This is a genomic window from Bacillus sp. AFS077874, from assembly GCF_002566505.1.
Lineage (GTDB): Bacteria > Bacillota > Bacilli > Bacillales > Bacillaceae_G > Gottfriedia.
The window spans coordinates 1-24,593 of the sequence record NZ_NUYF01000027.1 but is presented as its reverse complement, the minus strand read 5'-3'; the positions used below and the strand labels follow the sequence as shown (position 1 = coordinate 24,593).

23 protein-coding genes, 2 tRNA genes, 1 rRNA gene and 2 riboswitches are annotated in these 24,593 nt (G+C 33.9%); of the genes, 6 read left to right on the top strand and 20 right to left on the bottom strand.

The annotated features are described in order from the left end of the window. Positions 1-287 precede the first annotated feature (287 nt). The 6 genes from COJ46_RS19200 to guaA all read right to left on the bottom strand — a co-directional run bounded on the left by COJ46_RS19200 (position 288) and on the right by guaA (position 9,120). Positions 288-1,973: a glycerol-3-phosphate dehydrogenase/oxidase gene (locus COJ46_RS19200; RefSeq protein WP_097978578.1), complete on the bottom strand. Its 1,686-nt coding sequence runs from the start codon at positions 1,971-1,973 to the stop codon at positions 288-290. A 131-nt stretch (positions 1,974-2,104) separates the two neighbouring features. Further along, positions 2,105-3,595, bottom strand: a complete 1,491-nt coding sequence (gene glpK, locus COJ46_RS19195; protein ID WP_097978579.1) for a glycerol kinase GlpK — start codon at positions 3,593-3,595, stop codon at positions 2,105-2,107. An 18-nt stretch (positions 3,596-3,613) separates the two neighbouring features. Then, a complete protein-coding gene (locus COJ46_RS19190; protein WP_097978580.1) occupies positions 3,614-4,438 on the bottom strand; it encodes an MIP/aquaporin family protein in 825 nt (274 codons plus the stop codon). Between the two features lie 310 nt (positions 4,439-4,748). Beyond that, positions 4,749-5,306, bottom strand: a complete 558-nt coding sequence (locus COJ46_RS19185) for a glycerol-3-phosphate responsive antiterminator (protein ID WP_097978581.1) — start codon at positions 5,304-5,306, stop codon at positions 4,749-4,751. 111 nt (positions 5,307-5,417) lie between these two features. Further along, positions 5,418-6,746, bottom strand: coding sequence for an NCS2 family permease (locus COJ46_RS19180; RefSeq protein ID WP_091024967.1), 1,329 nt, complete (start codon positions 6,744-6,746; stop codon positions 5,418-5,420). Between the two features lie 170 nt (positions 6,747-6,916). Then, positions 6,917-7,016, bottom strand: a riboswitch (purine riboswitch). 568 nt (positions 7,017-7,584) lie between these two features. Then, entirely contained in the window at positions 7,585-9,120 is a 1,536-nt protein-coding gene (gene guaA, locus COJ46_RS19175; RefSeq protein WP_420488159.1) for a glutamine-hydrolyzing GMP synthase, read from the bottom strand. A gap of 146 nt (positions 9,121-9,266) precedes the next feature. Further along, a riboswitch (purine riboswitch) is annotated at positions 9,267-9,369 on the bottom strand. Positions 9,370-9,559: 190 nt separating this feature from the next. Here guaA and COJ46_RS19170 point away from each other — a divergent pair. Both COJ46_RS19170 and COJ46_RS19165 read left to right on the top strand, forming a co-directional pair. Beyond that, positions 9,560-9,907, top strand: a complete 348-nt coding sequence (locus COJ46_RS19170; RefSeq protein WP_097978583.1) for a DMT family transporter — start codon at positions 9,560-9,562, stop codon at positions 9,905-9,907. A gap of 1 nt (position 9,908) precedes the next feature. Then, a complete protein-coding gene (locus tag COJ46_RS19165; protein ID WP_056470039.1) occupies positions 9,909-10,229 on the top strand; it encodes a DMT family transporter in 321 nt (106 codons plus the stop codon). 62 nt (positions 10,230-10,291) lie between these two features. On the opposite strand, the gene COJ46_RS19160 is transcribed toward COJ46_RS19165, so the two are convergent. Both COJ46_RS19160 and COJ46_RS19155 read right to left on the bottom strand, forming a co-directional pair. Continuing rightward, positions 10,292-11,050: a peptidoglycan recognition protein family protein gene (locus COJ46_RS19160; protein WP_097978584.1), complete on the bottom strand. Its 759-nt coding sequence runs from the start codon at positions 11,048-11,050 to the stop codon at positions 10,292-10,294. A 158-nt stretch (positions 11,051-11,208) separates the two neighbouring features. Further along, complete coding sequence (locus COJ46_RS19155; protein WP_097978585.1) at positions 11,209-11,610, bottom strand: hypothetical protein; 402 nt, start codon at positions 11,608-11,610, stop codon at positions 11,209-11,211. 231 nt (positions 11,611-11,841) lie between these two features. Between COJ46_RS19155 and COJ46_RS19150 the strand changes: the two genes are divergently transcribed. Together COJ46_RS19150 and COJ46_RS19145 are read left to right on the top strand one after the other, a co-directional pair. Continuing rightward, on the top strand, positions 11,842-12,693 hold the full coding sequence (locus COJ46_RS19150) for an ATP-dependent DNA ligase (protein WP_097978586.1): 852 nt from the start codon (positions 11,842-11,844) through the stop codon (positions 12,691-12,693). A gap of 518 nt (positions 12,694-13,211) precedes the next feature. Beyond that, positions 13,212-13,742 (top strand): hypothetical protein, encoded by a 531-nt coding sequence (locus tag COJ46_RS19145; RefSeq protein WP_097978587.1) that lies wholly within the window; start codon positions 13,212-13,214, stop codon positions 13,740-13,742. Positions 13,743-13,790: 48 nt separating this feature from the next. Here the strand turns inward: COJ46_RS19145 and COJ46_RS19140 are convergent, their stop codons facing one another. The 4 genes from COJ46_RS19140 to groES all read right to left on the bottom strand — a co-directional run bounded on the left by COJ46_RS19140 (position 13,791) and on the right by groES (position 17,328). Next, positions 13,791-14,513, bottom strand: coding sequence for an anti-sigma factor (locus COJ46_RS19140; RefSeq protein WP_097978588.1), 723 nt, complete (start codon positions 14,511-14,513; stop codon positions 13,791-13,793). Next, positions 14,510-15,085 (bottom strand): RNA polymerase sigma factor, encoded by a 576-nt coding sequence (locus COJ46_RS19135; protein WP_097978589.1) that lies wholly within the window; start codon positions 15,083-15,085, stop codon positions 14,510-14,512. Before COJ46_RS19135 ends, COJ46_RS19140 begins: the two co-directional genes overlap by 4 nt. Positions 15,086-15,359: 274 nt before the next feature. Further along, positions 15,360-16,985 (bottom strand): chaperonin GroEL, encoded by a 1,626-nt coding sequence (gene groL / locus COJ46_RS19130; RefSeq protein ID WP_097978590.1) that lies wholly within the window; start codon positions 16,983-16,985, stop codon positions 15,360-15,362. A gap of 58 nt (positions 16,986-17,043) precedes the next feature. After that, positions 17,044-17,328: a co-chaperone GroES gene (gene groES, locus COJ46_RS19125; protein ID WP_025672094.1), complete on the bottom strand. Its 285-nt coding sequence runs from the start codon at positions 17,326-17,328 to the stop codon at positions 17,044-17,046. A 275-nt stretch (positions 17,329-17,603) separates the two neighbouring features. Between groES and COJ46_RS19120 the strand changes: the two genes are divergently transcribed. Continuing rightward, positions 17,604-18,275, top strand: coding sequence for a CPBP family intramembrane glutamic endopeptidase (locus tag COJ46_RS19120; RefSeq protein WP_097978591.1), 672 nt, complete (start codon positions 17,604-17,606; stop codon positions 18,273-18,275). A 47-nt stretch (positions 18,276-18,322) separates the two neighbouring features. On the opposite strand, the gene COJ46_RS19115 is transcribed toward COJ46_RS19120, so the two are convergent. Then, entirely contained in the window at positions 18,323-18,949 is a 627-nt protein-coding gene (locus COJ46_RS19115) for a redox-sensing transcriptional repressor Rex (RefSeq protein WP_025672092.1), read from the bottom strand. Between the two features lie 161 nt (positions 18,950-19,110). On the opposite strand from COJ46_RS19115, the gene COJ46_RS19110 reads away from it, so the two are divergent. Beyond that, a complete protein-coding gene (locus COJ46_RS19110) occupies positions 19,111-21,036 on the top strand; it encodes an ABC-F family ATP-binding cassette domain-containing protein (protein ID WP_097978592.1) in 1,926 nt (641 codons plus the stop codon). A gap of 215 nt (positions 21,037-21,251) precedes the next feature. On the opposite strand, the gene tsaD is transcribed toward COJ46_RS19110, so the two are convergent. The 7 genes from tsaD to rrf form a co-directional block, all read right to left on the bottom strand. Next, a complete protein-coding gene (gene tsaD / locus COJ46_RS19105) occupies positions 21,252-22,274 on the bottom strand; it encodes a tRNA (adenosine(37)-N6)-threonylcarbamoyltransferase complex transferase subunit TsaD (RefSeq protein ID WP_420488158.1) in 1,023 nt (340 codons plus the stop codon). After that, positions 22,271-22,723, bottom strand: coding sequence for a ribosomal protein S18-alanine N-acetyltransferase (rimI, locus tag COJ46_RS19100; protein WP_097978594.1), 453 nt, complete (start codon positions 22,721-22,723; stop codon positions 22,271-22,273). The genes tsaD and rimI overlap by 4 nt, the downstream gene beginning before the upstream one ends. A gap of 9 nt (positions 22,724-22,732) precedes the next feature. Continuing rightward, a complete protein-coding gene (gene tsaB / locus COJ46_RS19095; protein WP_097978595.1) occupies positions 22,733-23,425 on the bottom strand; it encodes a tRNA (adenosine(37)-N6)-threonylcarbamoyltransferase complex dimerization subunit type 1 TsaB in 693 nt (230 codons plus the stop codon). Further along, positions 23,406-23,873 (bottom strand): tRNA (adenosine(37)-N6)-threonylcarbamoyltransferase complex ATPase subunit type 1 TsaE, encoded by a 468-nt coding sequence (gene tsaE, locus COJ46_RS19090; protein ID WP_056470004.1) that lies wholly within the window; start codon positions 23,871-23,873, stop codon positions 23,406-23,408. The genes tsaB and tsaE overlap by 20 nt, the downstream gene beginning before the upstream one ends. A gap of 387 nt (positions 23,874-24,260) precedes the next feature. After that, a tRNA-Asp gene (locus COJ46_RS19085) sits at positions 24,261-24,336 on the bottom strand. A 4-nt stretch (positions 24,337-24,340) separates the two neighbouring features. Then, positions 24,341-24,417: transfer RNA gene (locus tag COJ46_RS19080), tRNA-Met, on the bottom strand. A gap of 36 nt (positions 24,418-24,453) precedes the next feature. Continuing rightward, positions 24,454-24,569: ribosomal RNA gene (rrf, locus tag COJ46_RS19075) — 5S ribosomal RNA — on the bottom strand. Positions 24,570-24,593 lie beyond the last annotated feature (24 nt).

The following is a 24,593-nucleotide window of genomic DNA, read 5'->3' as shown; positions in this document are numbered from 1 at the left end:
TAGTTTTCAAAGTTCACTTTATCGCTTCAGAAGCGACTTTTAAATCATATCATTTAAAGCTTGTTTTAGTCAACAACTTTTTTAATGTTTTTTGATTTTTATTTCGTTTGTTTTCCCTCGTTTGGGACAACATAGAATAATATATCAGCTATTTAGATTAATTACAATACTAAAATAAAAGAACTATTATTCAGAATCTTCCATTTAACAGATCACTTTATTAACAATAGTGACTGTATTTACTTTAATATATCTAGGATGCTTCTTTATGAAGCATCCTTTGATTCTTATGCTAACGTTGCATTCTTCTTTAATTTTCCAATTGGTTTTACTGCTTCTACTAATGCTTGATCTAACTCTGTAGTGTATTTTGCTTTTTGTTCCTTACTCCACTCTAGCTTTATTGACATAAATTCAATTACTGAGTCTTTCCATTCATATACCCAATGAATATTGAAGAACAATGCACCAGTACGACGTATAAAAAAGTCGACTGGTTTTACAACCATCTCAAAGTCTATTGCATATAAAAGCGGTAAGAAGACATCTATAGGTAAATTATATTGATTAGCCACCACTCTGTATTGACTTGCTAACTGAAATAATGTGTCAACATTGGAACCATAAAATTTTGTAAAACGTTCAGCTTGATTTTCTGACAAACCATACTTGATTCCTTCTTTGGTTTTTTCAGAAATATATTTAGAAAATTGTGATGCTCCACCTACATGTCCACCAGAGATAGGCATATGTTTTGTCTTACTTTTTATATAGTTAGAATTGTATCCTTCCTTTTTTAGTAATCCAGTTACATAGTCGATTACCGTTTCGGCCATTTTTCGATACCCCGTTAACTTTCCACCAGCAATTGTTATTAAGCCAGAATTTGAAGTCCAAATTTCATCTTTGCGTGAAATTTCGGATGCACTTTTCCCTTCTTCATATATTAACGGACGTACCCCTGCCCAACTTGATTCTATATCCTTTTTCGAGATATTTATTGTTGGAAACATGTAGTTGATTGCATTGATAATATAGTTACAGTCTTCATTAGTCATTTGTGGTTTCGCAGCATCTTCTTTATAAAATGTATCTGTTGTACCAACATATGTCTTTCCATCTCGAGGAATCGCAAATACCATACGTCCGTCTGGCGTATCAAAATAGATTGCTTGACCGAGCGGGAAACGGCTATGATCAATAACTAAGTGAACACCTTTGGATAGCTGTAATACCTTACCTCTCTTTGATTGATCCATTTCACGTAGTGAGTCAACCCATGGTCCCGCTGCATTTACAATTTTTTTACCGTATACTTCATACACTTCACCATCCAATAAATCAAGGACAATTACACCGCATACTTTACCATCTTTATATAAGAAACCATCTACTTTAGCATAGTTCACTGCTTTAGCCCCATGAGCGATTGCTTCTTTCATTACCTCAATTGTTAGACGAGCATCATCTGTGCGGTACTCTACATAGTATCCGCCACCTTTCAACCCTTCTTGTTTTACAAGTGGCTCTTTTTCGATCGTTTGTTCACGATTAAACATTTTTCTGCGTTCACTTCTTTTTACACCAGCTAGGAAATCATAAATCCTTAATCCTATTGATGTACTAAATGCACCAAATGTACCACCTTTATGGAAAGGTAATAACATCCATTCTGGAGTTGTTACGTGGGGACCATTTTCGTAAACAATTGCACGTTCTTTCCCAACTTCTGCTACCATTTTTACTTCTAATTGTTTTAAGTATCGTAATCCGCCATGTACAAGCTTAGTTGAACGACTAGATGTACCTGCTGCAAAGTCTTGCATTTCAAATACGATTGTTGATAATCCACGTGTACTAGCATCTAAGGCAATACCAGCTCCAGTTATACCTCCACCGATAACGATTACATCTAATTTTCTTTTATTTACTGTTTTTAAGACATCTTTTCGTAATGTACCTGAAAATTTCATGGCTTTTCCTCCTTAAATACGAAAAAAAGAGACCACAAACATCACTATAGAAATTCTTCTATAGCATGTTGTGGTCTCTCTAAATCTCCTACCGAAATATTAACTTGTTTCTATTTTAACACTATACTATGTTATTTGAAAGCTTTTGTTGCTTCGATTGCTTTTTTCCAACCACTGTATAGTTCTTCTCTTTTATCATCTTGCATTTCTGGTTTAAATCTCTTATCCATGTTCCATTGTTTTGAGATTGTTTCTTGATTTTCCCAATAACCAACAGCTAGACCTGCTAAATAAGCTGCACCTAAAGCTGTTGTTTCATTTACTTCAGGACGTTCAACTGGGACATCTAATAGATCACTTTGGAATTGCATTAAGAAATTATTCTTAACTGCTCCACCGTCCACACGTAAAGTTTTTAGTTCAATACCCGAATCAGCTTCCATTGCACATAATACATCTTTGGTTTGATAAGCTAATGCTTCCAGTGTTGCACGAATAAAATGTTCCTTCGTTGTTCCACGAGTTAATCCAAAAACCGCTCCCCGTACTTCACTATCCCAGTAAGGAGTACCTAGACCAACAAATGCGGGTACAATATAAACTCCATCTGTAGATTCAACTCTAGTAGCATATTCCTCACTATTACTAGCATCTTTAAACATGCGCATTCCATCACGTAACCATTGAATAGCGGAACCTGCTACGAAAATACTTCCTTCTAAAGCATATTCAACTTTTCCATTTAGGCCCCATGCAATTGTTGTTAATAAGCCATGATTAGATTTTACCGCTTTTTCACCAGTATTCATTAACATAAAGCAACCAGTACCATAAGTATTTTTCGCCATTCCTTCGCCAAAGCAAGCTTGACCAAATAACGCAGCTTGTTGGTCACCAGCTATCCCTGCAATAGGTACATTTTGACCAAAGAAATGGTAATCAACAGTATGACCATATACTTCAGAAGAAGATCGTACTTCTGGAAGCATACTTTTTGGTACCGTTAGCATTTCAAGTAGCTCATCATCCCAACTTAATTCATGAATGTTATACATTAATGTACGTGATGCATTTGAATAATCCGTAACATGTACATTGCCTCCAGATAATTTCCAAACAAGCCAAGTATCAATTGTTCCAAATAATAATTCATCACGTTCTGCTTTCTCTCTTGCACCTTCTACATTATCTAGAATCCACTTAACTTTTGTTCCAGAGAAATAGGCATCAATTAAAAGACCTGTTTTTTCACGAACAACCTCTCCATAGCCTTTCTCTTTTAGATCATCACATATCTCACTCGTTTGACGTGATTGCCACACGATTGCATTATAGATTGGTTTTCCAGTTGTTTTGTCCCACACAACGGTTGTTTCGCGTTGATTTGTAATACCTATACCTGCAATTTGCTCAGGTTTTACATCTGCTTCACTTAAACAAGTAGCAATGACAGCTAAAATTGATCCCCAAATTTCTTGCGCATTATGCTCAACCCACCCTGGCTTTGGAAAATGCTGTGTAAATTCTTTTTGTGCAACATGGACTATTTTGCCATTTTTATTAAATAGAATTGCACGAGAACTTGTTGTACCTTGATCTAAAGAAAGAATGTATTTATTCATAATCGTCCCATCTCCTCATTAAGCTACTACTTTTCTATTATTTGTATGACTTTGACTCTTTTTACTTGTTAAATAAGAAACTATCAAAATACCAACTGTTACAATTCCTACATAAATAATTGCAGAGTTATGCTTACCTTCAAAAATAATTTGATAGAATAATCCTGCAAGTGATCCTCCTAATGCTGGCCCAACAACTGGAATCCATGCGTATTTCCAATTTGAACCCCCTTTACCAGTAATAGGTAATAAAAAGTGTGCAATGCGAGGTCCTAAGTCACGAGCTGGATTAATTGCATAACCAGTCGTTCCGCCTAATGATAAACCAATGCTAACAATTAAGAAACCTACGATAAAAGGATTTAAACCATCTGCAAATTTATTTGAACCAATTGCTAAAATACCAAACACTAAGATGAACGTTCCAATCAATTCACTTAAAAGATTTGCAAATGTATTAGGTATAGCAGGACCCGTTGCAAATACACCTAATTTTGTTCCTGCATCTTCTGTTTCTTTCCAATGAGGTAGGTAATGTAAATAAACAATTGTTGCTCCGATCATCGCACCAATCATTTGTGCTGCAATGTATTCGGGTACTTGACTCCATGGAAATGAGCCTTTAAAAGCTAATGCTAAAGTAACAGCTGGATTTAAATGCGCTCCACTAATACTTCCTACTGCATAAACAGATATTGCAACTGCTAGACCCCATCCTAGAGTTATTACAATCCAACCTGAATCCTTAGCAAATGATTTTTTTAAACTTACACCTGCACAAACTCCTCCACCTAAAACAATTAGCAAAGCAGTTCCAATTAATTCCCCTAAAAATGCTGACATAATTTCACTCCATCCACATTCAATTTAAGATTAAGTTTTCTCGTGAGCGAAAATAAATCGAATGGCCATTCTTTTTAATAATAACTCTGTTAATATAGAAAAGAAGTATTGAGACAATGAGTATGATATTAGTGCATACCAATTATTAACTGAGCCTAAAAACAAAAAGACCCACAATCAATCAGCTTCTATTAATAAATAGAAACAATTAATTGTGGATCTCTTCATTTCTCCGTCACGTTTATTAACTTGTCTTTTATGCTAACCTCAAATGAAAGCGGTGTCAACAATAATTTTCACATTTCTGCCATTATTTTAGGAATTTTTTCCATAAGTCTTTATCCGATGTTGTAATTGCAGTAGCACCAGCATTTAAAGCTGCATCCACATCTTCAACATTTCTTATAAATCCACCAGCTAAAATAGGTATACCAGTTCTTTCTTTTACCTCTTCAATAACATTCGTAAGCGCTCCTGGTAACACTTCAATGTAATCGGGCTTTGTTTTTTCTAATAACAAAAAACTTTTTTCCATTGCACCGGAATCAATCAAAAAGATCCGTTGGATGGCAATAACCCCTTTTTGCTTAGCCTTTAAAATAACATTGGATTTTGTAGAAAGTAATCCATCTGGCTTGTATTCTTGACAAAGAAATTCCACTGCATGCCCATCACTTTGTAAACCATGTATAAGGTCGACATGTAAAAATACTTTCTTTCCATGTTGCTTAGCCAGAGAAACTACACTTTTCAATTGACCGATATGAATATCAAGAATAACAATATATTTATACGAAGTAGTTAATAATTTTTCTATATCCTTTATTTTTCTAACCGCTGGTAGAATCTTTTGTTCATGAAAATCCATCAATATTACCCCTATAGAATTTTTTACTTTTATAGTACACAATATAAAAAAAAAGAAAAAGCCTGTACAATAAAAGAATTTTCTTTGTACAGACTCTTTTTAACTTTAGATCTACTCTCTGAAATACGCTAAGAATAATAGGAAGACTACAAACAATACGTACATTACTGGATGGATTTTTTTCGCTTTTCCAGCAGCGATCATCGAAATCGGATAGAAAATGAAACCAACTGCAATACCAGTTGCAATACTATAAGTTAATGGCATTGCAATAATTGTAAAGAATGCTGGAACAGCAATTTCGAACTTTTTCCAATCAATTTGTCCAATTGATGAAACCATTAATACTCCGACTACAATTAAAGCAGGTGAAGTTACCGCTGCAGTTACTACTCCTAAAAGTGGTGCGAAGAATAATGCTAATAAGAATAGAATACCTGTTACTACTGCTGAGAATCCAGTACGTCCACCAGCAGCTACACCAGCAGTTGACTCAATATAAGAAGTAGTAGTACTTGTACCTAAAGTTGAACCAACTACTACAGCAGTTGCATCAACCATTAATGCTTTACCAGCTCTTTCAAGCTTGTTTTCTTTTAATAATCCAGCTTGGTTAGCTACAGCTACTAATGTTCCAGTTGCATCAAAGAAATCTACAATAAAGAAAGTTAATACTACAGCAAACATTTTACCTGAAGAGAAAACATCTGGAATATGTTTAATTGCTTGACCGAATGTTGGAGCAATACTTGGTACTGGACCAACAACTGAAGATGGCAAGTCGATAATTCCAAAAATCATGCCTGCGATTGCAGTGATGATCATTCCTAAAAATACACCAGCTTTTATTTTTCTAGCCATTAAAACTACAGTAATTACTAAACCAAAAATCGTTAATAAAACAGCAGGTTCATTTAATTTACCAAGTGATACGAATGTCGCAGGGTTACTTACGATAATACCTGAGTTTTTTAAACCAACAAATGTAATAAAGAATCCAATACCGCTACCAATTGCTAATTTTAATTCAATTGGAATTGCATTTATAATTTGTTCACGAAGACCAGTTAATGAAAGAATGATAAAAATGATACCTGATACGAATACGCCAGCTAATGCCGTTTGCCATGGAATACCCATTCCAAGAACTACGTTAAAAGCAAAGAATGCATTTAATCCCATACCTGGTGCTAAAGCAATTGGATATTTCGCATAAATACCCATTAAAATCGATCCATATGCTGCAGCTAAAGATGTAGCTACAAAGATTGCCTCTTTATTCATTCTTAATGCTTCTGGGAAATCCTTTATATCTGATAATGATAAAATCGATGGATTTACAAATAGAATATATGCCATTGCTAAGAATGTAGTTAAACCAGCAATTGTTTCTTGACGATATGATGTGCCTAACTTGTTGAACTCAAAATAATTACTGATACGTTCTTTCATGTGATCCTCCTAAGTTTTAGTCTTAAAAGTCGGTCTCTATTGTTTAAAATAGAAAAGGCACTTTTACACAATGGTAAAAGCGCCTATCACGAGCAGTTTCATTCTGAACATATTAACCCAAGAATAGTAGAATAATAGCAAAATAGTAGGTTAATAACTTTCAGAAATCATTACTTCGTAGTCCGCCATTTTACGGTGGCGGGTAGAGACGCTAGTCCATATTTACTAGCCTATACGACAAGTTATGACAAATAATTTATTTAATTTACCTCTTTATATTACAATCAGTTTTGACTAGTGTCAACAAAAAAACGAACGTTTTTTTATAAAACAATCGTTTTCGTTCGTTTTTACCATATTTTAGTTGTTCAATTAGACTTCATCATTTGGAAAAACACATTTTAGTCAAATAAAACGTTTATTAACAGTAAATTCTAATAACTATTGTACTATAAATTGTTCAATAAATGACAAATTTCAACAAAAAAAAAGCTATAATCACTTACTAAAGAAGAGATTTAGCCATGTTTTACTATTTATAATATTTATTTTGTTTCCTTTTCGACTTTTAATAACCCATATAATAACGATGCAATTACTAATAATTATTACGATTATCTTCAGTAAATTTATATTAATAATTGAATTGCTCTCTTACTCCCTAATACTCCTCAACACACTTTTCTAACCTTGCCCAATTAAAAATACCGATTATAAACAAAAATTATCACAGCATACGATAACAAGTCCGGCTAATTGCTGCAGTCAAATCTCAAGATAAAATAAAAAAGCCATGAACCCAATAAGGGTTTATGGCTTTTTCTTATTATTCCCACTCAATTGTTGCAGGTGGCTTACTAGTTACATCATAAACTATACGGTTTACGTGTTTAACTTCATTTACTATACGAGTTGAGATTTTTTGTAGTACATCCCAATCAATACGTGCCCAGTCAGCAGTCATTCCATCGATAGACGTAACTGCACGAATACCTACAGTGTAATCATACGTACGTTCGTCACCCATTACACCAACACTACGGATGTCAGGTAATACTGTGAAATATTGCCAAATTTCTTTATCTAAACCAGCTAAAGCAATTTCTTCACGTAAAATTGCATCTGATTCACGAACGATTTCAAGTTTTTGATCAGTAATTTCACCTAATACGCGAATTCCTAGACCTGGTCCTGGGAATGGTTGTCTCCAAACGATTGCATCTGGAATTCCAAGTTCAGTTCCAACTGCACGTACTTCGTCTTTAAATAAAGTATTTAAAGGCTCGATTAACGTGAATTGCATGTCTTCAGGTAATCCACCAACATTATGATGTGATTTGATTGTTTGAGCTGTAGCCGTACCGCTCTCGATAATATCTGTATATAGAGTTCCTTGAGCTAAGAAATCCATACCTTCTAATTTAGCTGCCTCATCATCAAACACATAGATGAATTCATTACCGATAATTTTACGTTTTTCTTCTGGATCAGAAACGCCAGCAAGTTTACCTAAGAAGCGCTCTCTAGCATCTACTTTAATTACGTTCATGTGGAAGCCTTCGCTAAATGTCTTCATAACGCCTTCAGCTTCATCTTTACGTAATAAACCATGGTCAACGAAGATACATGTTAATTGATCACCAATTGCTTTGTGAATTAATACTGCAACTACTGAAGAATCAACACCACCACTAAGTGCACAAAGTACTTTTTTGTCACCAACAGTATTACGAATATTTTCAAGTTGAACTTCAATGTAGTTTTTCATTGACCAGTTTGCTTCACATTCGCAAATATTGAATACGAAATTCTTTAATAAATCATTTCCATATTCAGAATGACGAACTTCTGGGTGGAATTGTACACCATACATTTTTTTAGCTTCGTTACTCATTGCTGCGATTGGGCAAGAAGCACTAGTTGCATCTACAACGAATCCTTCTGGTTGTTGAGTTACTTTATCACCATGGCTCATCCAAACTACGTGGTCTGAAGGAAGGTCTTTTAATAAAGCAGACGGATTTTGAATATTTAATTCAGCTTTACCGTATTCACGTTGGTCAGCTCTAGCTACCGTTCCACCGAAATGTTGCGTCATTAACTGCATTCCGTAACAAATACCTAAGATTGGAATTTCTAAATCAAAAATTGCTTCATCACAGAAAAAAGCATTTTCACCATATACGCTATTTGGTCCGCCAGAGAAAACGATCCCTTTAGCGCCCATTTGCTTAATTTCCTCTGCAGTGATTGTATGAGGACGTAATTCACTATAAACGCCAAACTCACGGATACGGCGTGCTATAAGTTGGTTATATTGACTTCCAAAATCTAGTACTACAATTGTGTCATGTTGTTGCAAAACGGTCACCCCATCTATATATATTGAATTAACGTATCAGTTAAACTGATACTATTTTTCCCAAAAAAAATAAAAAAAGCCGACTTTCTCCTCTTTTTACATACGAAAAATACGCATAAGAAGGCAGAAAATCAGACTTAAATTAAACAAAGTCAGACTGCCTTCATAGTCAGGGCATGTTACGGCGCCCCGGTAGAGACTCTCGACCCGTATTGTCGAGGATATATGAAGAATAATGACGAATATTGTATTATTGTCTCATTCTAACAATGTATATTTTTTCGGTCAAGGTATTTCAATACATAAAAAAAATAAATTTTTGTGGAAACGTTACAACTTGTCATGAATAAGATTATAGTGTATCTTTTAACTAACGAACGGTAGGTAGTTTACCGAAACAAAATCATTTATTTAGTCTGCTATAAAGGGGAGATTTTTTATGAGTTGGATTTACTTAGTTATAGCGGGAGTTTCCGAAATTGCTTGGGCATTTGGACTAAAATACTCAGAAGGTTTTACAAATTTGTTACCAACAATTTTAACGATAGCTGGAATCTTGTTCAGCTTTTATTTATTTTCAAAAGCAATAAGAGATATTCCAATAGGTACTGCCTACGCAGTTTTTACAGGAATCGGTGCCGCTGGGACAGTTATTATAGGAATGTTATATTTAAATGAATCAGCATCTATAGTAAAAGTTATTCTGGTAATTACATTATTATCTGGAATTATTGGCTTAAAATTAACTTCAGGTGATAAAAAAGCAGAAAAGGGAGATACAGCTTAAAGTGGCTTGGTTATTTTTATTTATTGCAGGTTTGGGTGAAGTTGGCTTTGTCATTTTTATGAAGCTATCTAATAATTTTAAAAAACTTAACTACTCCATTTTGTGTATTCTATCTGGATGGACTAGTTTTTACTTATTATCAAAGGCCTTAAAGGTTATACCCGTCGGAACAGGTTATACAATCTGGACTGGTATAGGTGCCGCTGGTTCTGTTTTAATTGGCATGTTGTTCTTTAATGAATCACGTGAATGGAAGAGACTATTATTTATCACATTAGTAATTGGATCTGTTATTGGTTTAAAAATCATCTCCCCTCATTAAAAAAATCCCTATTTGAAACAGAAATAGGGGTTTTTTCTTTAGGAATTACGTGATCTTGTCTTTTAAAACAGCTTGCTCCAAGTGTTTTTTCCAACAATTCCATCGACAACTAGTCCATTACTAGCTTGAAATTTTTTAACTGCATTTTCAGTAACCGGTCCAAAAATTCCATCTGCCGTTATTTTAAGTTTTTGTTGAACTTTTTTGACAGATTCACCTCTTGATCCTTCTTTTAAAATACCAGGGTATGGAACTGAGTCTGTTTGGGTTTTCGGGGGATTTAAGATCGCATCAACTTGTGCTTTAAACTCGTTAAATCGATTGGGGTTGTCTATGAAGGTTTTTGGACATGGCTTATGTGTTATGTCATAATGTCTAACAATGTCATTTGCATTTAATGTAAACATCTTACACAATTCAGCAATTACTCTAATACTACGTGTTAATGTATATTGTGATATCGTACCATCCTTTTCTACACACATTTCAACACCGATTGAAAGCTTATTTGCGTTCGGAGCGAGTTCATCCACCCCTCTATATACACCACCATTACTATTTCTTTCATAATGATCATTTGCATGATAAGCTACTTCATCAAGCGGAATAATACAGATTGCCTCTTTCGAATCAACAAAAATATGAGCAGATGCATATGTTTTATTTTTTATCGCTATACCGTTAAAATACCTTTGGTGACTCTGTGCACTTGCCCCTGGATTTGCTGTCCAATGTAGCACAATTTTTCTAACTTCTTTCAATTTTATTGACGGCCTCGTATACTTGTTCATCGAAATAAAATCATTTCTCCAAGTTGCCAAAATTAGCACTCCTTTTCAATATTGGCATGTCCAAAAAAACCTCTTTCTAATACTTGGACATGTATACTAATACAGTATTCTGAAAGATAAAATTCGTTACATATAAAAAAGAGAGTATTAGATACTCTCTCTAGGAAGTTCCTTTTATCTAAACCTAATTACTTTTTTAGCGGTTTAACATAAATTGCTTGTGATGAATTAACAGATATACATCCATCCAAATCCTTCTCTTTTAACAATCCCAAATTAATAGCAGACTTGATTTTATCTCCATCTGGTTTTCTTACTATTTGTATTAAATCAGACAGGTTTAGTTCTTCTAATTTATGAATTGTCTTCTCCTCATTAAATTTCTCTTTTTTTCTTATGATTCGTTCAAGTTTTAAATTATTAATAATTAGTTCACCTTTTTCATTCATTCCAACTTGATGATCAAAGTATCCATGAAAAATCTTTTGTAATTCTTCTAGCTGATTTTCAATATCTTTCTTTTTTTGACTCAAATCATAGTACTCGTTCAACATCGGTTCCGTAATTTTGAAATTATTTTTCCTCCCCATTTCATAACACCACTTTTCATAAGAAGATAATTAATCTTATTGTGAAATTAGACGAGTTATGACTTGAAATACATTTGAAATAAAAGTACATTAACTAGTGGAAGACTAAAAATAGAGTGAATTATTGCTATATAAGAAAACAAAAATTTTATGTTATTTATATATATCAAATGAAAAAGAAAGGAATCTTGATTATGTTGAAAAGCAACAATCATGATAGCGAAATGAAAAATGTTTATTGAGCCAATGCTATTACAAAATGCTGATAAACCATTTGACTCTGATCAACATTATTTTGAATTGAAATCAAATGGTGTTCGAATGATGCTTGAAAGGCAAAATGGAAAGAATAAACTTTTTAATCGAAATGGTACCGAGATTACGGAGAGGATCCCTGAACTCGAAAATATCGACTTAGATGATTGTTACTTAGACGGTGTTTTAGTTTGTTATAATGACGGCAGAGAGGATTTTGAAGCGGCAACCAATCGAGTAAGTTTTATTCAAGAATACAAAATAATACAAGGAAGCAAACAATTTCCATTAACATATATCGTTTTTGATATTTTACGCCTTAAAAATAAGAACTTAATGAAAGAACCTTTATCTTACCGAAAAAAAATCCTTTCAGAAACTATAGTTGATCAAGAATCAATTAAAAAAAGTTTTTATATCGAGTCGGAAGGTGAGATGTTTTTTGAGCAAATTAAAACTCTTGGACTTGAAGGTATAGTAGCTAAATCAAAAGATTCTACTTATATACCAGCACATCGATCACTAAATTGGTTAAAAATTATTAACTGGAGATATAGTAATTACTATATAACAGGCTATAAAAAACAAGGAATGGGATTATTAATCTCGGAATTAAAAAATGGTGAGTATGTAAATGTAGGAATAGTAGAGTTCGGAATGAATACCGGCCAAAAAACAGCTTTCTTTAGTCTAACTAAGCATATAAAAACAGGAGAAGACAAAAATTATATTTATGTAGACCCGCTAGTTCGATGTGTGATAAAAAATAGAGGTCAATTAAATAGCGGAGAATTAATTGAACCAATATTCCATGACTTTATTGTTTAAAAAACAACTTTTTTAGAGTAATGATCTCCCCCCCTTTAATGTAGAAAGTATTAGTAGCTTTTTACTTACATGAAGGGGTTTTTTATGTTCTATCTAAATATAAGCCATAATATGACCAACCAAAATGGTATAGAAAATAAAAGACCAAAAAGGCATCCTCTATATAAACCAAAATTCATCTAAATCATCCTTAAAATATAATTGTAAATATGCTACATAGTTTTTCTGCTTTTATCAAATTTACTATACATATTTAAACGATATCTAGTCAATAAAGCCTAAGCCTTATTTAATCCAATTTCTACAATCTATTACCAGTTTATAAGGATTAATTTAGTTATTCTCATTATCGACTTTGGCTATTAATTACTTACATAATTCACAAGACCAGGTTTTGATTAGTTTTTAAAATAAGATTATCCATTACCTTTATAAAAATTACATTTTCCTTCAAACCCTACTAGCATTTAATCCGTTACCTTTAATGAAACTTAAAATTTAAAAGGAGATGTATGTTAATGAGAAAAATTCGTTTTGCCTTTGTAGCAACTATGTCGTTATTTTCAATACTATTATTTAGTGCAGCGGCATTTGCTGCGACTGATTTTACCCAATTTGGATTTCCAAAAGTAATTGCTGAAAAGAAAATTGAAGCAGGTGATGCTGCAAAAATTAGTCATAGTGGAATAAAAATTGATATTCCTAAGGGCACGTTTAATAATGACGTTGTTTTTCAAATACTAGAAGGGAATAATAATACCTTCCAAACAAATGCCCCAGAAGGTGAAAAAGTGATTATGAATTTTGCATTTAGAGTGGTAGATTCAAATACAAATGAAATTATTGTTAAATTTAATAATCCAGTAATGTTTAGCTTTAAAGATAAGGATGTTAATGATAGAAGCATATATTATAATGTAAAACAAGACGGAAGTATTGCGAGGAATTCTGAACCGGCTGTGATTGAAGATCGAACTTTGATTCACGCAATTGGAGGAGCTCCTGTTGGATGGTTAATAACTTCACCAACAAATAGTATTAAAAAATAGTAAGACTTTAGCCCATGGTTCTTTAAACTGAATCATGGGCAATTTACTTTATGTTCCTAAAACTTTTTTTCCACGTGGCTGGATACTATTTGCATCTGGTTCGAGCGAAATACCGATTGCTTCAAAAGGCTGCTCTTTTTCATTTAAAACGTAAGTAAGAAAACCATTACCATTTTTATCAACATGAAAAGTTCCCGCACTTCTTCGCTTTCCATCATGGATTAGCCACGCTTGATAAGCCTCAGTACCTTTTGTAGTCGCAAGCCCTCGTAGTTTGAAAACAATCTGTTTTCGATCACCTTGATTGTAAACCCATGCATTTCCATTTGCTAAATTTACTCCTGGATTTGTTGATTTTAATGAATATACTTGTTCAACGGCTGTTGGTGAGATTGTCTTTTTACTTACTTGAGCTAGTTCTTGTTTAAGGTAAAGATTATTCCATATTAAGCCAACAAAAGAAACTAGTATTATAGCAGCTGCCAAAACGTATAAAAATTTGCGAAAATGTACTATTGGATTTTTAACAATAGAATGATCAGATGGAAAAATATAATTCATTACTTCTTCCTTTAAATCTGTGGGAACTTCTACATCATCCAAACTTAAAGGAATCACATTCCATGCCTCCTCCATCTCTTGGACTTCCAAACGACAAAATACACAATTTAAAATATGTTCTTCAAATAAAATCTTTTCTTCTTCTGTAACTTCTCCGAGCATATTTGAGACTATTTCTTCGGAAAATGAACAACCTTTATTATTAGTCATTTTTTCATTCCCCCTAACTCTGGTTCCATCCTATTTCTTAAAACTTTTAGTGTTTGATGTAAACGACTTTTTATTGTACCAATAGGTTCTTGCTTCATCTCAGCTATTTCACGAAGTGTATATCCTTCCCAATATAGCCACTGAATTAGCTCGATTTGGCTATTTGAAAGGTATTGATAAGCATGCTGTATTTGTTCTCTAAGCAACTTCTTACACACTATTTCGGCGGGATTATTGGAAGGGTATTCCGGTATTTGCTCCAATTGTTCCTGTCCAATTGCAATTAAGGCTTGTTCCTTTTTCTCCTTACGATGATGATCGATAGTGATATTTCTAGTAATTGTAAGTAGCCAATTTATAAATTGACCTTTTTCCGAATCATAAGCATTCTTCGTGGTCCAAATTCTCATAAATACAGCTTGGACGATTCCCTTTGCTTTCTCAGGATTTTTCGTTGATTTTAAACTAAACGAGTATACAACTTTAATATAACGATCATATAATTCTTCTAATGCAGGCCGATGTTTTTCTTTTATTAGTTGCATCAATTCTGCGTCACTCATTTTTTGCATAAAAAAGGCAAGCCTCCCCATTATTTACATGATTCCTTTTAATAAGTAACGAACAATAATGAAAAACGGTTTGATTTTAAAAGATTTAAATTTTATATTTTTATTTTTAAAAGAGATTGCCCTTTCTTTGTCAAAAAAAATCCCCTCATAGATAAACAGTTAGGAACATCATATCATGTTCTCTTTTTTTCCTGTCTACCTATAGGGGATCATATCCATTACGATTATTTATAGACGTAAAAAAACCCTTGATTGCTCAAGGGTTTTTTCTTTATTACATCATGCCGCCCATGCCGCCCATGCCCATATCAGGCATTGCTGGAGCATTTTTCTCAGGAATGTCAGCTACTACTGCTTCAGTTGTTAAGAACATAGCAGAAACAGATGCTGCGTTTTGAAGTGCAGAACGTGTAACTTTAGTTGGGTCAACGATCCCTTCTTCAATCATGTTTACCCATTGTCCGTTAGCTGCATTGAAACCAACGCCAACTTCCGCACTTTTTAATTTCTCAATAATTACTGATCCTTCTAGACCAGCATTTGTAGCGATTTGACGAACTGGAGCTTCAAGTGCACGTAATACGATGTTGATACCTGTTGCTACGTCACCTTCTGCTTCGATTGCAGCTACTTTATTAAATACGCTCATTAATGCAGTACCACCACCAGCTACAATACCTTCTTCAACTGCAGCACGTGTAGAGTTTAATGCATCTTCAATACGTAATTTACGCTCTTTTAATTCAGTTTCAGTTGCAGCACCAACTTTGATTACTGCTACACCACCAGCTAATTTAGCTAAACGCTCTTGTAATTTTTCGCGATCAAATTCAGAAGTAGTTTCTTCTAATTGAGCACGGATTACGCCGATACGTCTTTGGATTGCTTCAGTTTCACCAGCACCTTCAACGATTGTAGTATTTTCTTTTGTTACTACAACTTTTGAAGCACGACCTAATTGAGTGATGTTAGTTGTTTTAAGATCTAATCCTAATTCTTCTGTAATCACTTCACCGCCAGTTAAGATCGCGATATCTTCTAACATTGCTTTACGACGGTCACCGAAGCCAGGAGCTTTAACAGTAACAGCATTGAACGTACCACGTAATTTATTTACGATGATCGTTGCTTGTGCTTCACCTTCAACATCCTCAGCAATGATTAATAGTGGCTTACCTTGTTGAACAACTTGCTCAAGTACTGGTAAGATTTCTTGAATGTTTGTTACTTTTTTATCTGTGATTAAAATATATGGATTTTCTAATTCAGCAACCATTTTCTCTGAATTTGTAACCATGTAAGGAGAAGAGTATCCACGGTCAAATTGCATACCTTCTACTACTTCTAACTCAGTTGTGAAACCTTTTGATTCTTCAAGAGTAATAACTCCATCGTTACCAACGCGCTCCATTGCTTCAGCGATTAATTGTCCAACTTCTGGATCCGCTGAAGAAATTGCAGCAACTTGTGCGATTGACTCTTTACCTTCAATTGGTTTTGAGATTGTTTTTAATTCTTCGATTGCTACAGCAACTGCTTTTTCGATCCCTTTACGGATACCCATTGGATTTGCACCAGCAGTTACGTTTTTAAGACCCTCACGAATCATTGCTTGCGCTAAAACTGTCGCAGTTGTTGTACCGTCCCCAGCAACATCATTTGTTTTGCTAGCAACTTCTGCAACTAATTTTGCACCCATATTTTCAAATGCATCTTCTAATTCGATTTCTTTTGCGATCGTAACACCATCATTTGTAATTAATGGAGAACCGAATTTTTTCTCAAGAACTACATTACGTCCTTTTGGTCCTAAAGTTACTTTTACAGCATCAGCTAAAGCGTCTACACCACGTAACATTGCACGACGTGCTTCTTCACCAAATCTAATGTCCTTTGCCATGAAAATGACCTCCTTATAATATAAAAATTATATTTTTTAATTTAAGTATTTTATTTTATTAACCTATGATTGCAAGTATATCGTTTTCGCGAAGTACTAAGTATTCAGTACCACCGTACTTAACTTCTGTTCCTGAATATTTAGAGAAGATAATGCGGTCACCTACAGATACTTCTAAAGCTACGCGCTCACCATTTTCAAGTACTCGGCCAGTACCTACTGCAACAACTTTGCCTTCTTGTGGCTTTTCTTGTGCACTACCTGGTAACACGATACCACTAGCAGTTTTTTCTTCAGACTCAACAAGCTCAATTACAACACGATCACCTAATGGCTTTAACATGTGTAAATACCTCCTCAATAATCAAATCATTATTTTTTAGCACTCATGTATATTGAGTGCTAACACAATTATTAGTTTAAATAATATCAAAAAATTTTGCAAGCCCGAAGCAGGCACTTTTCTTGTCGAAATTTAATAAGTTTTTTTCTGAACAATCAAAAGTAAAATAAAAAGTGAAAATTTCTTTTAAGAAACTAAAGAAACGAGTAAAATAATGTACGTGTTGTTATAAACCTTTGGGTTCTGAAAAATATCAACACAAAGGAGCTATCGTATTGAAAACTAGAGATTTATGGATTTTATTAACGTATGTCGTTCTTCAATATTCAGCGGTATTTGGGGTGCCCTATTTATTAAATAGTAACCTATACGTTGGAGTGGATCAGAAAACAGCTTCTCTTGAAGCGGTGGCATTATGGGGTTGTATTAGTTTCGTTAGTGGATTAATTATTATACTTATCTTATTACATAAGCCCATTTATGAAGGAATAAAGAATTTAAAGTCTAATTTTCGTACAATAATAAATTGGGTTATTTTAGGTTACTTCATAACAATGCTAACTCAAATTGTTTGTAATTTAATTTTAATTTATGTATTTGATTTACATAAGGGCTCAGAAAATACTCAAAATATCATAAACATCGCTAAGCTTAACCCGGCTTTTATTATCATCCCAAGTTTAGTTGCGCCGATTTTAGAAGAGATTATTTTTCGTCGAATCATTTTTAAAAGGCTTTATAACCGATTACCATTTATAATTTCTGCTGGAATTAGTTCAGCGATCTTTTCGCTTATGCACGGAGACTTGCCCTTCTTTTTATCATACTTTTTAATCGGTTTTGTATTTTGTTATCTATATAAACGAACAAACTCAATTATGGTACCAATCTTAACACATATGTTAATGAACTCTTTTGTCGTTTTTCAGCAGATCAATTTACATTAAAACCAAAAACCCCCAAATTTTTTGGGGGTTTTTATTTTGATATGAATTTATTGTTGTAAAAAATATGCCAATGTTTGCAGTTCAACTGCTAAGTCTATATGATGAATGCGAATATGTTCTGGTACACTAATTCGTGCAGGTGTGAAATTTAAGATTCCTCTAATATTTTTTCCATTTAATCGATCAGCTATTGATTGTGCTACAGGTGCAGGAACAGTTAAAATAACGATTTGAATATCTTCATTCATAACTTCCTCTAGATTATCTAGATTATAAACGGGTACTCCACCTATTTCAGTACCAATTTTATTTGGATCAATATCAAATGCCATCTCAATTTTTGTATTATTATTTTTTATAAAATTATAGTGTAAGAATGCTGTTCCTAAATTACCAACACCAATTAATGCAACTTTCATAACTTCATGCTGGTTAAGCGCTTTCGAGAAAAAAGTTAATAAATAATTTACGTTATAGCCATAACCTTTTTTACCAAGTGCTCCAAAATATGAAAAATCTCTTCTGATTGTAGCGGAATCTACCTTTACTGCTTCACTTAACTCTGCTGAAGAAACTCTTTGTTTACCTGATAAAGACAAATTCTTTATAAAACGGTAATATAAAGGTAGACGTTTAGCAGTAGCTTGTGGAATTTTAATTTGTTCCGAATCCATTTTTTAATCCCCCACTTACTGTAATTCTTTTTACTATGGTGTGTAATTTGACTTTATTTTAGTAATAAAGTACTTGTTCTAATGTAAAATATACACTATATTTAAGAATTTTGACAGTCTACAGTTACATACATAAAAAATTTTGCAATGAGGTGTTATCCATGATTCTTTTACAAGTAAATAATGTCTCAAAGTATTTTGGTAGTGACATTATACTTTCAAATATAAAATTAGAAGTTCAAACGAGTGATCGCGTTGCCATTGTTGGACGTAATGGTGCGGGAAAATCTACATTATTGAAAATCATAGCAGGCGAAATATCCTATGATGGCGGTGAAATAAATAAACCTAAAGACGTTACTGTAGGCTACCTAGCCCAAAACTCTGGTTTACAAAGCGATAAAACGATTTGGGAAGAATATTATTCTGTATTTAATCATTTAGTAGAGATGCAGGACAATATGAGAAAATTAGAAGTTAAAATGACTAGGGAAGATGTCTATTCTAATCAAGCCGTTTATGACAAGGTCATGAATGAATATGATCATCTTCAATATACATTCAAAGAAAACGGTGGTTACCAGTTTGAAGCAGATATTCGTTCAATAATTAGTGGTTTAGGTTTTAGTAATGAAGATTACGAAACAAAAATTTCCTCATTAAGCGGTGGACAAAAGACAAGACTGGCATTAGGTAAGCTATTATTGACAAAGCCTGATTTGTTAATCCTGGATGAGCCTACGAACCATTTAGATATCGACACTCTAAGTTGGTTAGAGCGCTACTTACAGTCATATCCTGGTGCAGTATTAATCGTTTCCCACGATCGATATTTCCTTGATCAAGTTGTTAATATTGTTTATGAAATATCTAATCATAAGCATCAACGATTTGTTGGCAATTATAGTAAGTACCTTGATCTAAAAGCAGCTCAATATGAACAAGAGTTAAAACAGTTCGAAAAGCAACAAGAGGAAATCTCTAAACTTGAAGATTTTGTACAGCGTAATATTGCGCGTGCTTCAACTACCAAAAGAGCTCAAAGTCGTAGGAAACAATTAGATCGTATGGTTCGATTAGACAGGCCACTTGGAGACGAATCTTCGGCTAATTTTTCATTTTCAATTGAAAAACAAAGCGGTAATGATGTGTTGTCTGTACAAGATTTATATATTGGCTATGATCGGATCCCAACAATTGATCAGCCGATGAGATTCGTACTGAATCGAGGCGATAGTGTCGCATTAGTCGGTCCAAATGGTGTTGGTAAATCGACATTACTTAAAACGATTATTGGTGATTTAGAAAAATTACAAGGAACGATTGAATTTGGCGCAAATGTTTCAGTTGGTTATTATGATCAAGAGCAAGCAAAACTAACTTCTAATAAAAGAGTATTAGACGAACTTTGGGATGATTATCCATTAAAGCCCGAACAAGAAATTCGAACAATATTAGGGAACTTTTTATTTTCTGGAGATGACGTGACAAAAATTGTTACCTCTTTAAGTGGTGGAGAAAAGGCAAGATTAGCTTTAGCTAAGCTTATGATGAAAAAAGCTAATTTCCTAATTCTTGATGAGCCTACTAACCACCTAGATTTAGATAGTAAAGAAGTGTTAGAAAATGCTTTATTAGACTACCCTGGAACGATTTTATTTGTTTCTCATGATCGTTACTTTATGAACAGATTATCCACAAAAACTTTTGAACTAGCAAAAGCAGGATTATCAATTTATTTGGGTGATTATGACTATTACCAATTTAAGAAAAACGAAGCATTTGAAAAAGAACAAGCAGAAAAAGAGGCTACATTAGCACAAGTTAAACAATCCTCTCAACCAATTTCTGATTATCAACAAGACAAAGAATTGAAGAAAAAACTCCGTCAAGCTCAGCGTCGTATAGAGGAAATTGAAAGTAATATATCTCAATTTGAGCTTGATATAGAGACGATCGAACTAGAATTATGTAAGCCAGAAGTTTATGGTGATTTTCAATTAGTACAAGAATTAACAAATAAGAAAAATGAGATCGAAGCTAAGTTAATAGACCTAATGGAAGAATGGGAGAACTTACAAGATTAATGACTAAACGGATAAGCTTTTTGCTATCCGTTTTTCTTATCTACATATTTATCCACATATATTCAATCATCATTTAGCTTTTACACAGGTTTATACACATTATCCACAGAAAAACAGTAATGTTATACACAATTTTGTACACATAGTTTAATAAGTTTTTAACAAATAAAAAGTACTTATCCACATTTTATTAAAAAATTGTGAATAAGTACTTCTTACATATTCTCTAAATCCAAACCTGGATTCCCGTTTAATGCCAAATTACCTAGTTTTCCTTGTTTTAAACGGATAAATGCAGCAGCACCAATCATCGCAGCATTATCTGTACAAAGTGATAGTGGTGGTATAACTAATTCTATATTACTCAAAGCATTCATCTCTTCTTGTAATGTAGCTCTCAACCCTTTATTAGCTGCCACTCCTCCGGCTAATAAAACTTGTTTTACATTATATTCTTTTGCAGCTTGAATTGTTTTAGAAACAATTACTTCAATTACACTTTCTTGGAAGCTTGCTGCGACATCCGCAGGTGATACTTCCTCGCCTCTTTGCTCAGCATTATGCATATAATTAATAACTGCTGACTTTAATCCACTAAAACTAAAATCATAGCTACCCTCTTCTAACCAAGCTCTAGGAAAAGGAATAGTTGCATTTCCTTCTTGTGATAGACGATCAATGTGAGGACCACCTGGATAAGGTAATTTAAGTGTTCTAGCGACCTTATCATAAGCTTCTCCTGCTGCATCATCCCTTGTTTCACCTATTACCTCAAAAATGCCATCTTCCTTCATGTAGACAAGCTCCGTATGTCCACCAGAAACTACTAATGCTAATAGTGGATATTGCAGGGGCTGTACAAGTTGATTAGCATAAATATGACCCGCAATGTGGTGTACTCCTATAAGCGGTAATCCATGTGCAAATGCAATTGCTTTTGCCGCATTTACCCCAATTAGTAACGCTCCAACCAGTCCTGGACCTTCTGTAACTGCAACGGCAGCTAGATCTTCATATTCTACCTGTGCCTGCTTCATTGCTTCTTCGATTACTAAAGTTATTTGCTCAACATGTAATCGTGATGCAACTTCAGGTACAACTCCACCAAAACGTTTGTGGATATCTATCTGAGTAGCTACTACATTACTTAAAATTTCATTTCCGTTTTTAACAACTGCTGCTGAGGTTTCATCACAGCTTGTCTCTATAGCAAGAATTAAACAATTTTCATTTATCATTTCAAATTCACCCACATAACTAATGCATCCTCAAAATTATCTGTATAATAGCTTTTTCGAATACCACCATCTTGGAATCCCAGCTTTCGATATAGACCCATTGCTACATGATTCGATACCCTAACTTCTAATGTTAATGTATCAGCTCCAAGATTTTTAGCAGTTTCCATTACCGCACGAAGTAACTTTTCGCCAAGGCCTACTCCCCTATAATCTGGCAAAATAGCTATATTTGTAATATGTCCCTCGTCAATGACCACCCATAATCCACAATAACCTATTATTTTCTCATCAACTTCAGCCACTATATAATTGGCAAATTGATTTGAATACAACTCATTATAAAAAGCATCATATGTCCATGGTGTAGGGAATGATTGTTTTTCAATTTCTACTATTTGATCTAAATCTTCTTCTTTCATTTTACGAAAAGCAACCGATGAGATCATAATATCCTCCTACTTTTCTTGGCTTGCTAGCCAATTAGCTTCTGCTTCTGATAATCTTAAATATTCTGGTGCAAAATTATGAACTGATTCTTCTTTTTCTTCTAAGCTACATGTAAACAGTTCACTTGGTCTCTGGTTATTCATACTTTCTTTTGCAAAGACAGCTTTATCTTTTAAATGCTCAATAATAAATTCTTTATGAATTGATACATCATTACCAATAAATAAGATTTGTTCATTATAAGATTTAAGCTTTTCAATCCATATACTTCGGTCAATATTACAGTCTTCTAATACCTCATTAGTAACCTGCCCTCTAAAATCATAAAGACCAGTAAATAATAAGTTGCGTCTTGCATCAAATAATGGGCAAACTAATCCACTAAAATATCGCCCGTTTGCAGCCAATACCTTCAAACTTGATACTCCGATAATTGGAATATTTAAAGTGAAAGCTAATGATTTAGCCACAGTGACCCCAATGCGTACGCCTGTATAAGAGCCTGGACCTTTTGCAACTACTATTTTAGATAGTTCCTTTGGTTTTATATTGCATTCTTCCATTAAAGTACTAATTGCTGGCATTAATCGTACAGAATGGTTTTTATTAATAAATGTTATCGTTTCTCCAATAACAGATTGATCTTTTATTAGACTAATCCCCATAACATTTGTAGACGTATCAATTGCTAAAACGGTCATTGTTTATTAACTCCTTACAAATAAATTCATACCTAGATCCACTTGGAATAAAAGTAATCATTCTACCATTTTCTTCATGAGTTATTATGATTTTTAAGAATTCATTTGGTAAGTAATCTGAAATTAAATGAGCCCATTCTACAACACAAACACCTTCACCCATAAAATACTCATCAAAGCCTAAATCTTCACTACTACCTTCTAAACGATAAACATCCATATGATATAGAGGAATTCTACCTTTATATTCTTTAATAATATTAAAAGTTGGGCTATTAACCGTTCTTTTTACATCAAGACCTTTAGCAAATCCTTTTGTAAAAGTGGTCTTTCCAGCACCAAGGTCTCCTTCTAATAATATTACATCCTTTTGTTGCACTAGTTGTCCGAGAAAAAATGCAATTTCTTGAGTTTCTTCCTCAGTATTTGTATGTAAAACAATTTCCAATTACTTCACCACCAAAATTCTAACTCGTCTATTTCTAACTTTGCCATATTATATCATTTCAAAACATTAAGCGAATGTCAAACAGTAATATTCTTTTGAATAGTTTAAATAAATTATTGAAATTTATATTAGGTTGTTTTCGTTTCTTTTGTTACTTATCCCGCTTTTTGCAAGCCGTAAATCGTGCCTTCTGGTCGCATAGACTCCTTGTGATCTCCCTCACATCCGACGTTTTCTAATTAAGGTTAAGTTGAGCAGTCTTTGCTTCTGAGGCTTCTGTTTTAAACAGTTATAATCGTTAAAAGTAATATTCTTTCTATATTACTCATTTCAAAAATAATAAAAAAAACGAAACAATTTTTTGTTTCGTTTTAAGAATCGTATGTATGGCGGTCCCGACCGGGATCGAACCGGCGATCTCCTGCGTGACAGGCAGGCATGTTAACCGCTACACCACGGGACCATTTTGGTTGCGGGGACAGGATTTGAACCTGCGACCTTCGGGTTATGAGCCCGACGAGCTACCAGACTGCTCCACCCCGCGATAATGAGAAAGGAATTATATCCATAAAAAATCCAAACCAGGCGACGTTCTACTCTCACAGGGGGAAACCCCCAACTACCATCGACGCAAAAGAGCTTAACTGCCGTGTTCGGTATGGGAACGGGTGTGACCTCTTTGCCATAATCACCTGATTTGTAGAGTTGTACTTCGTACCC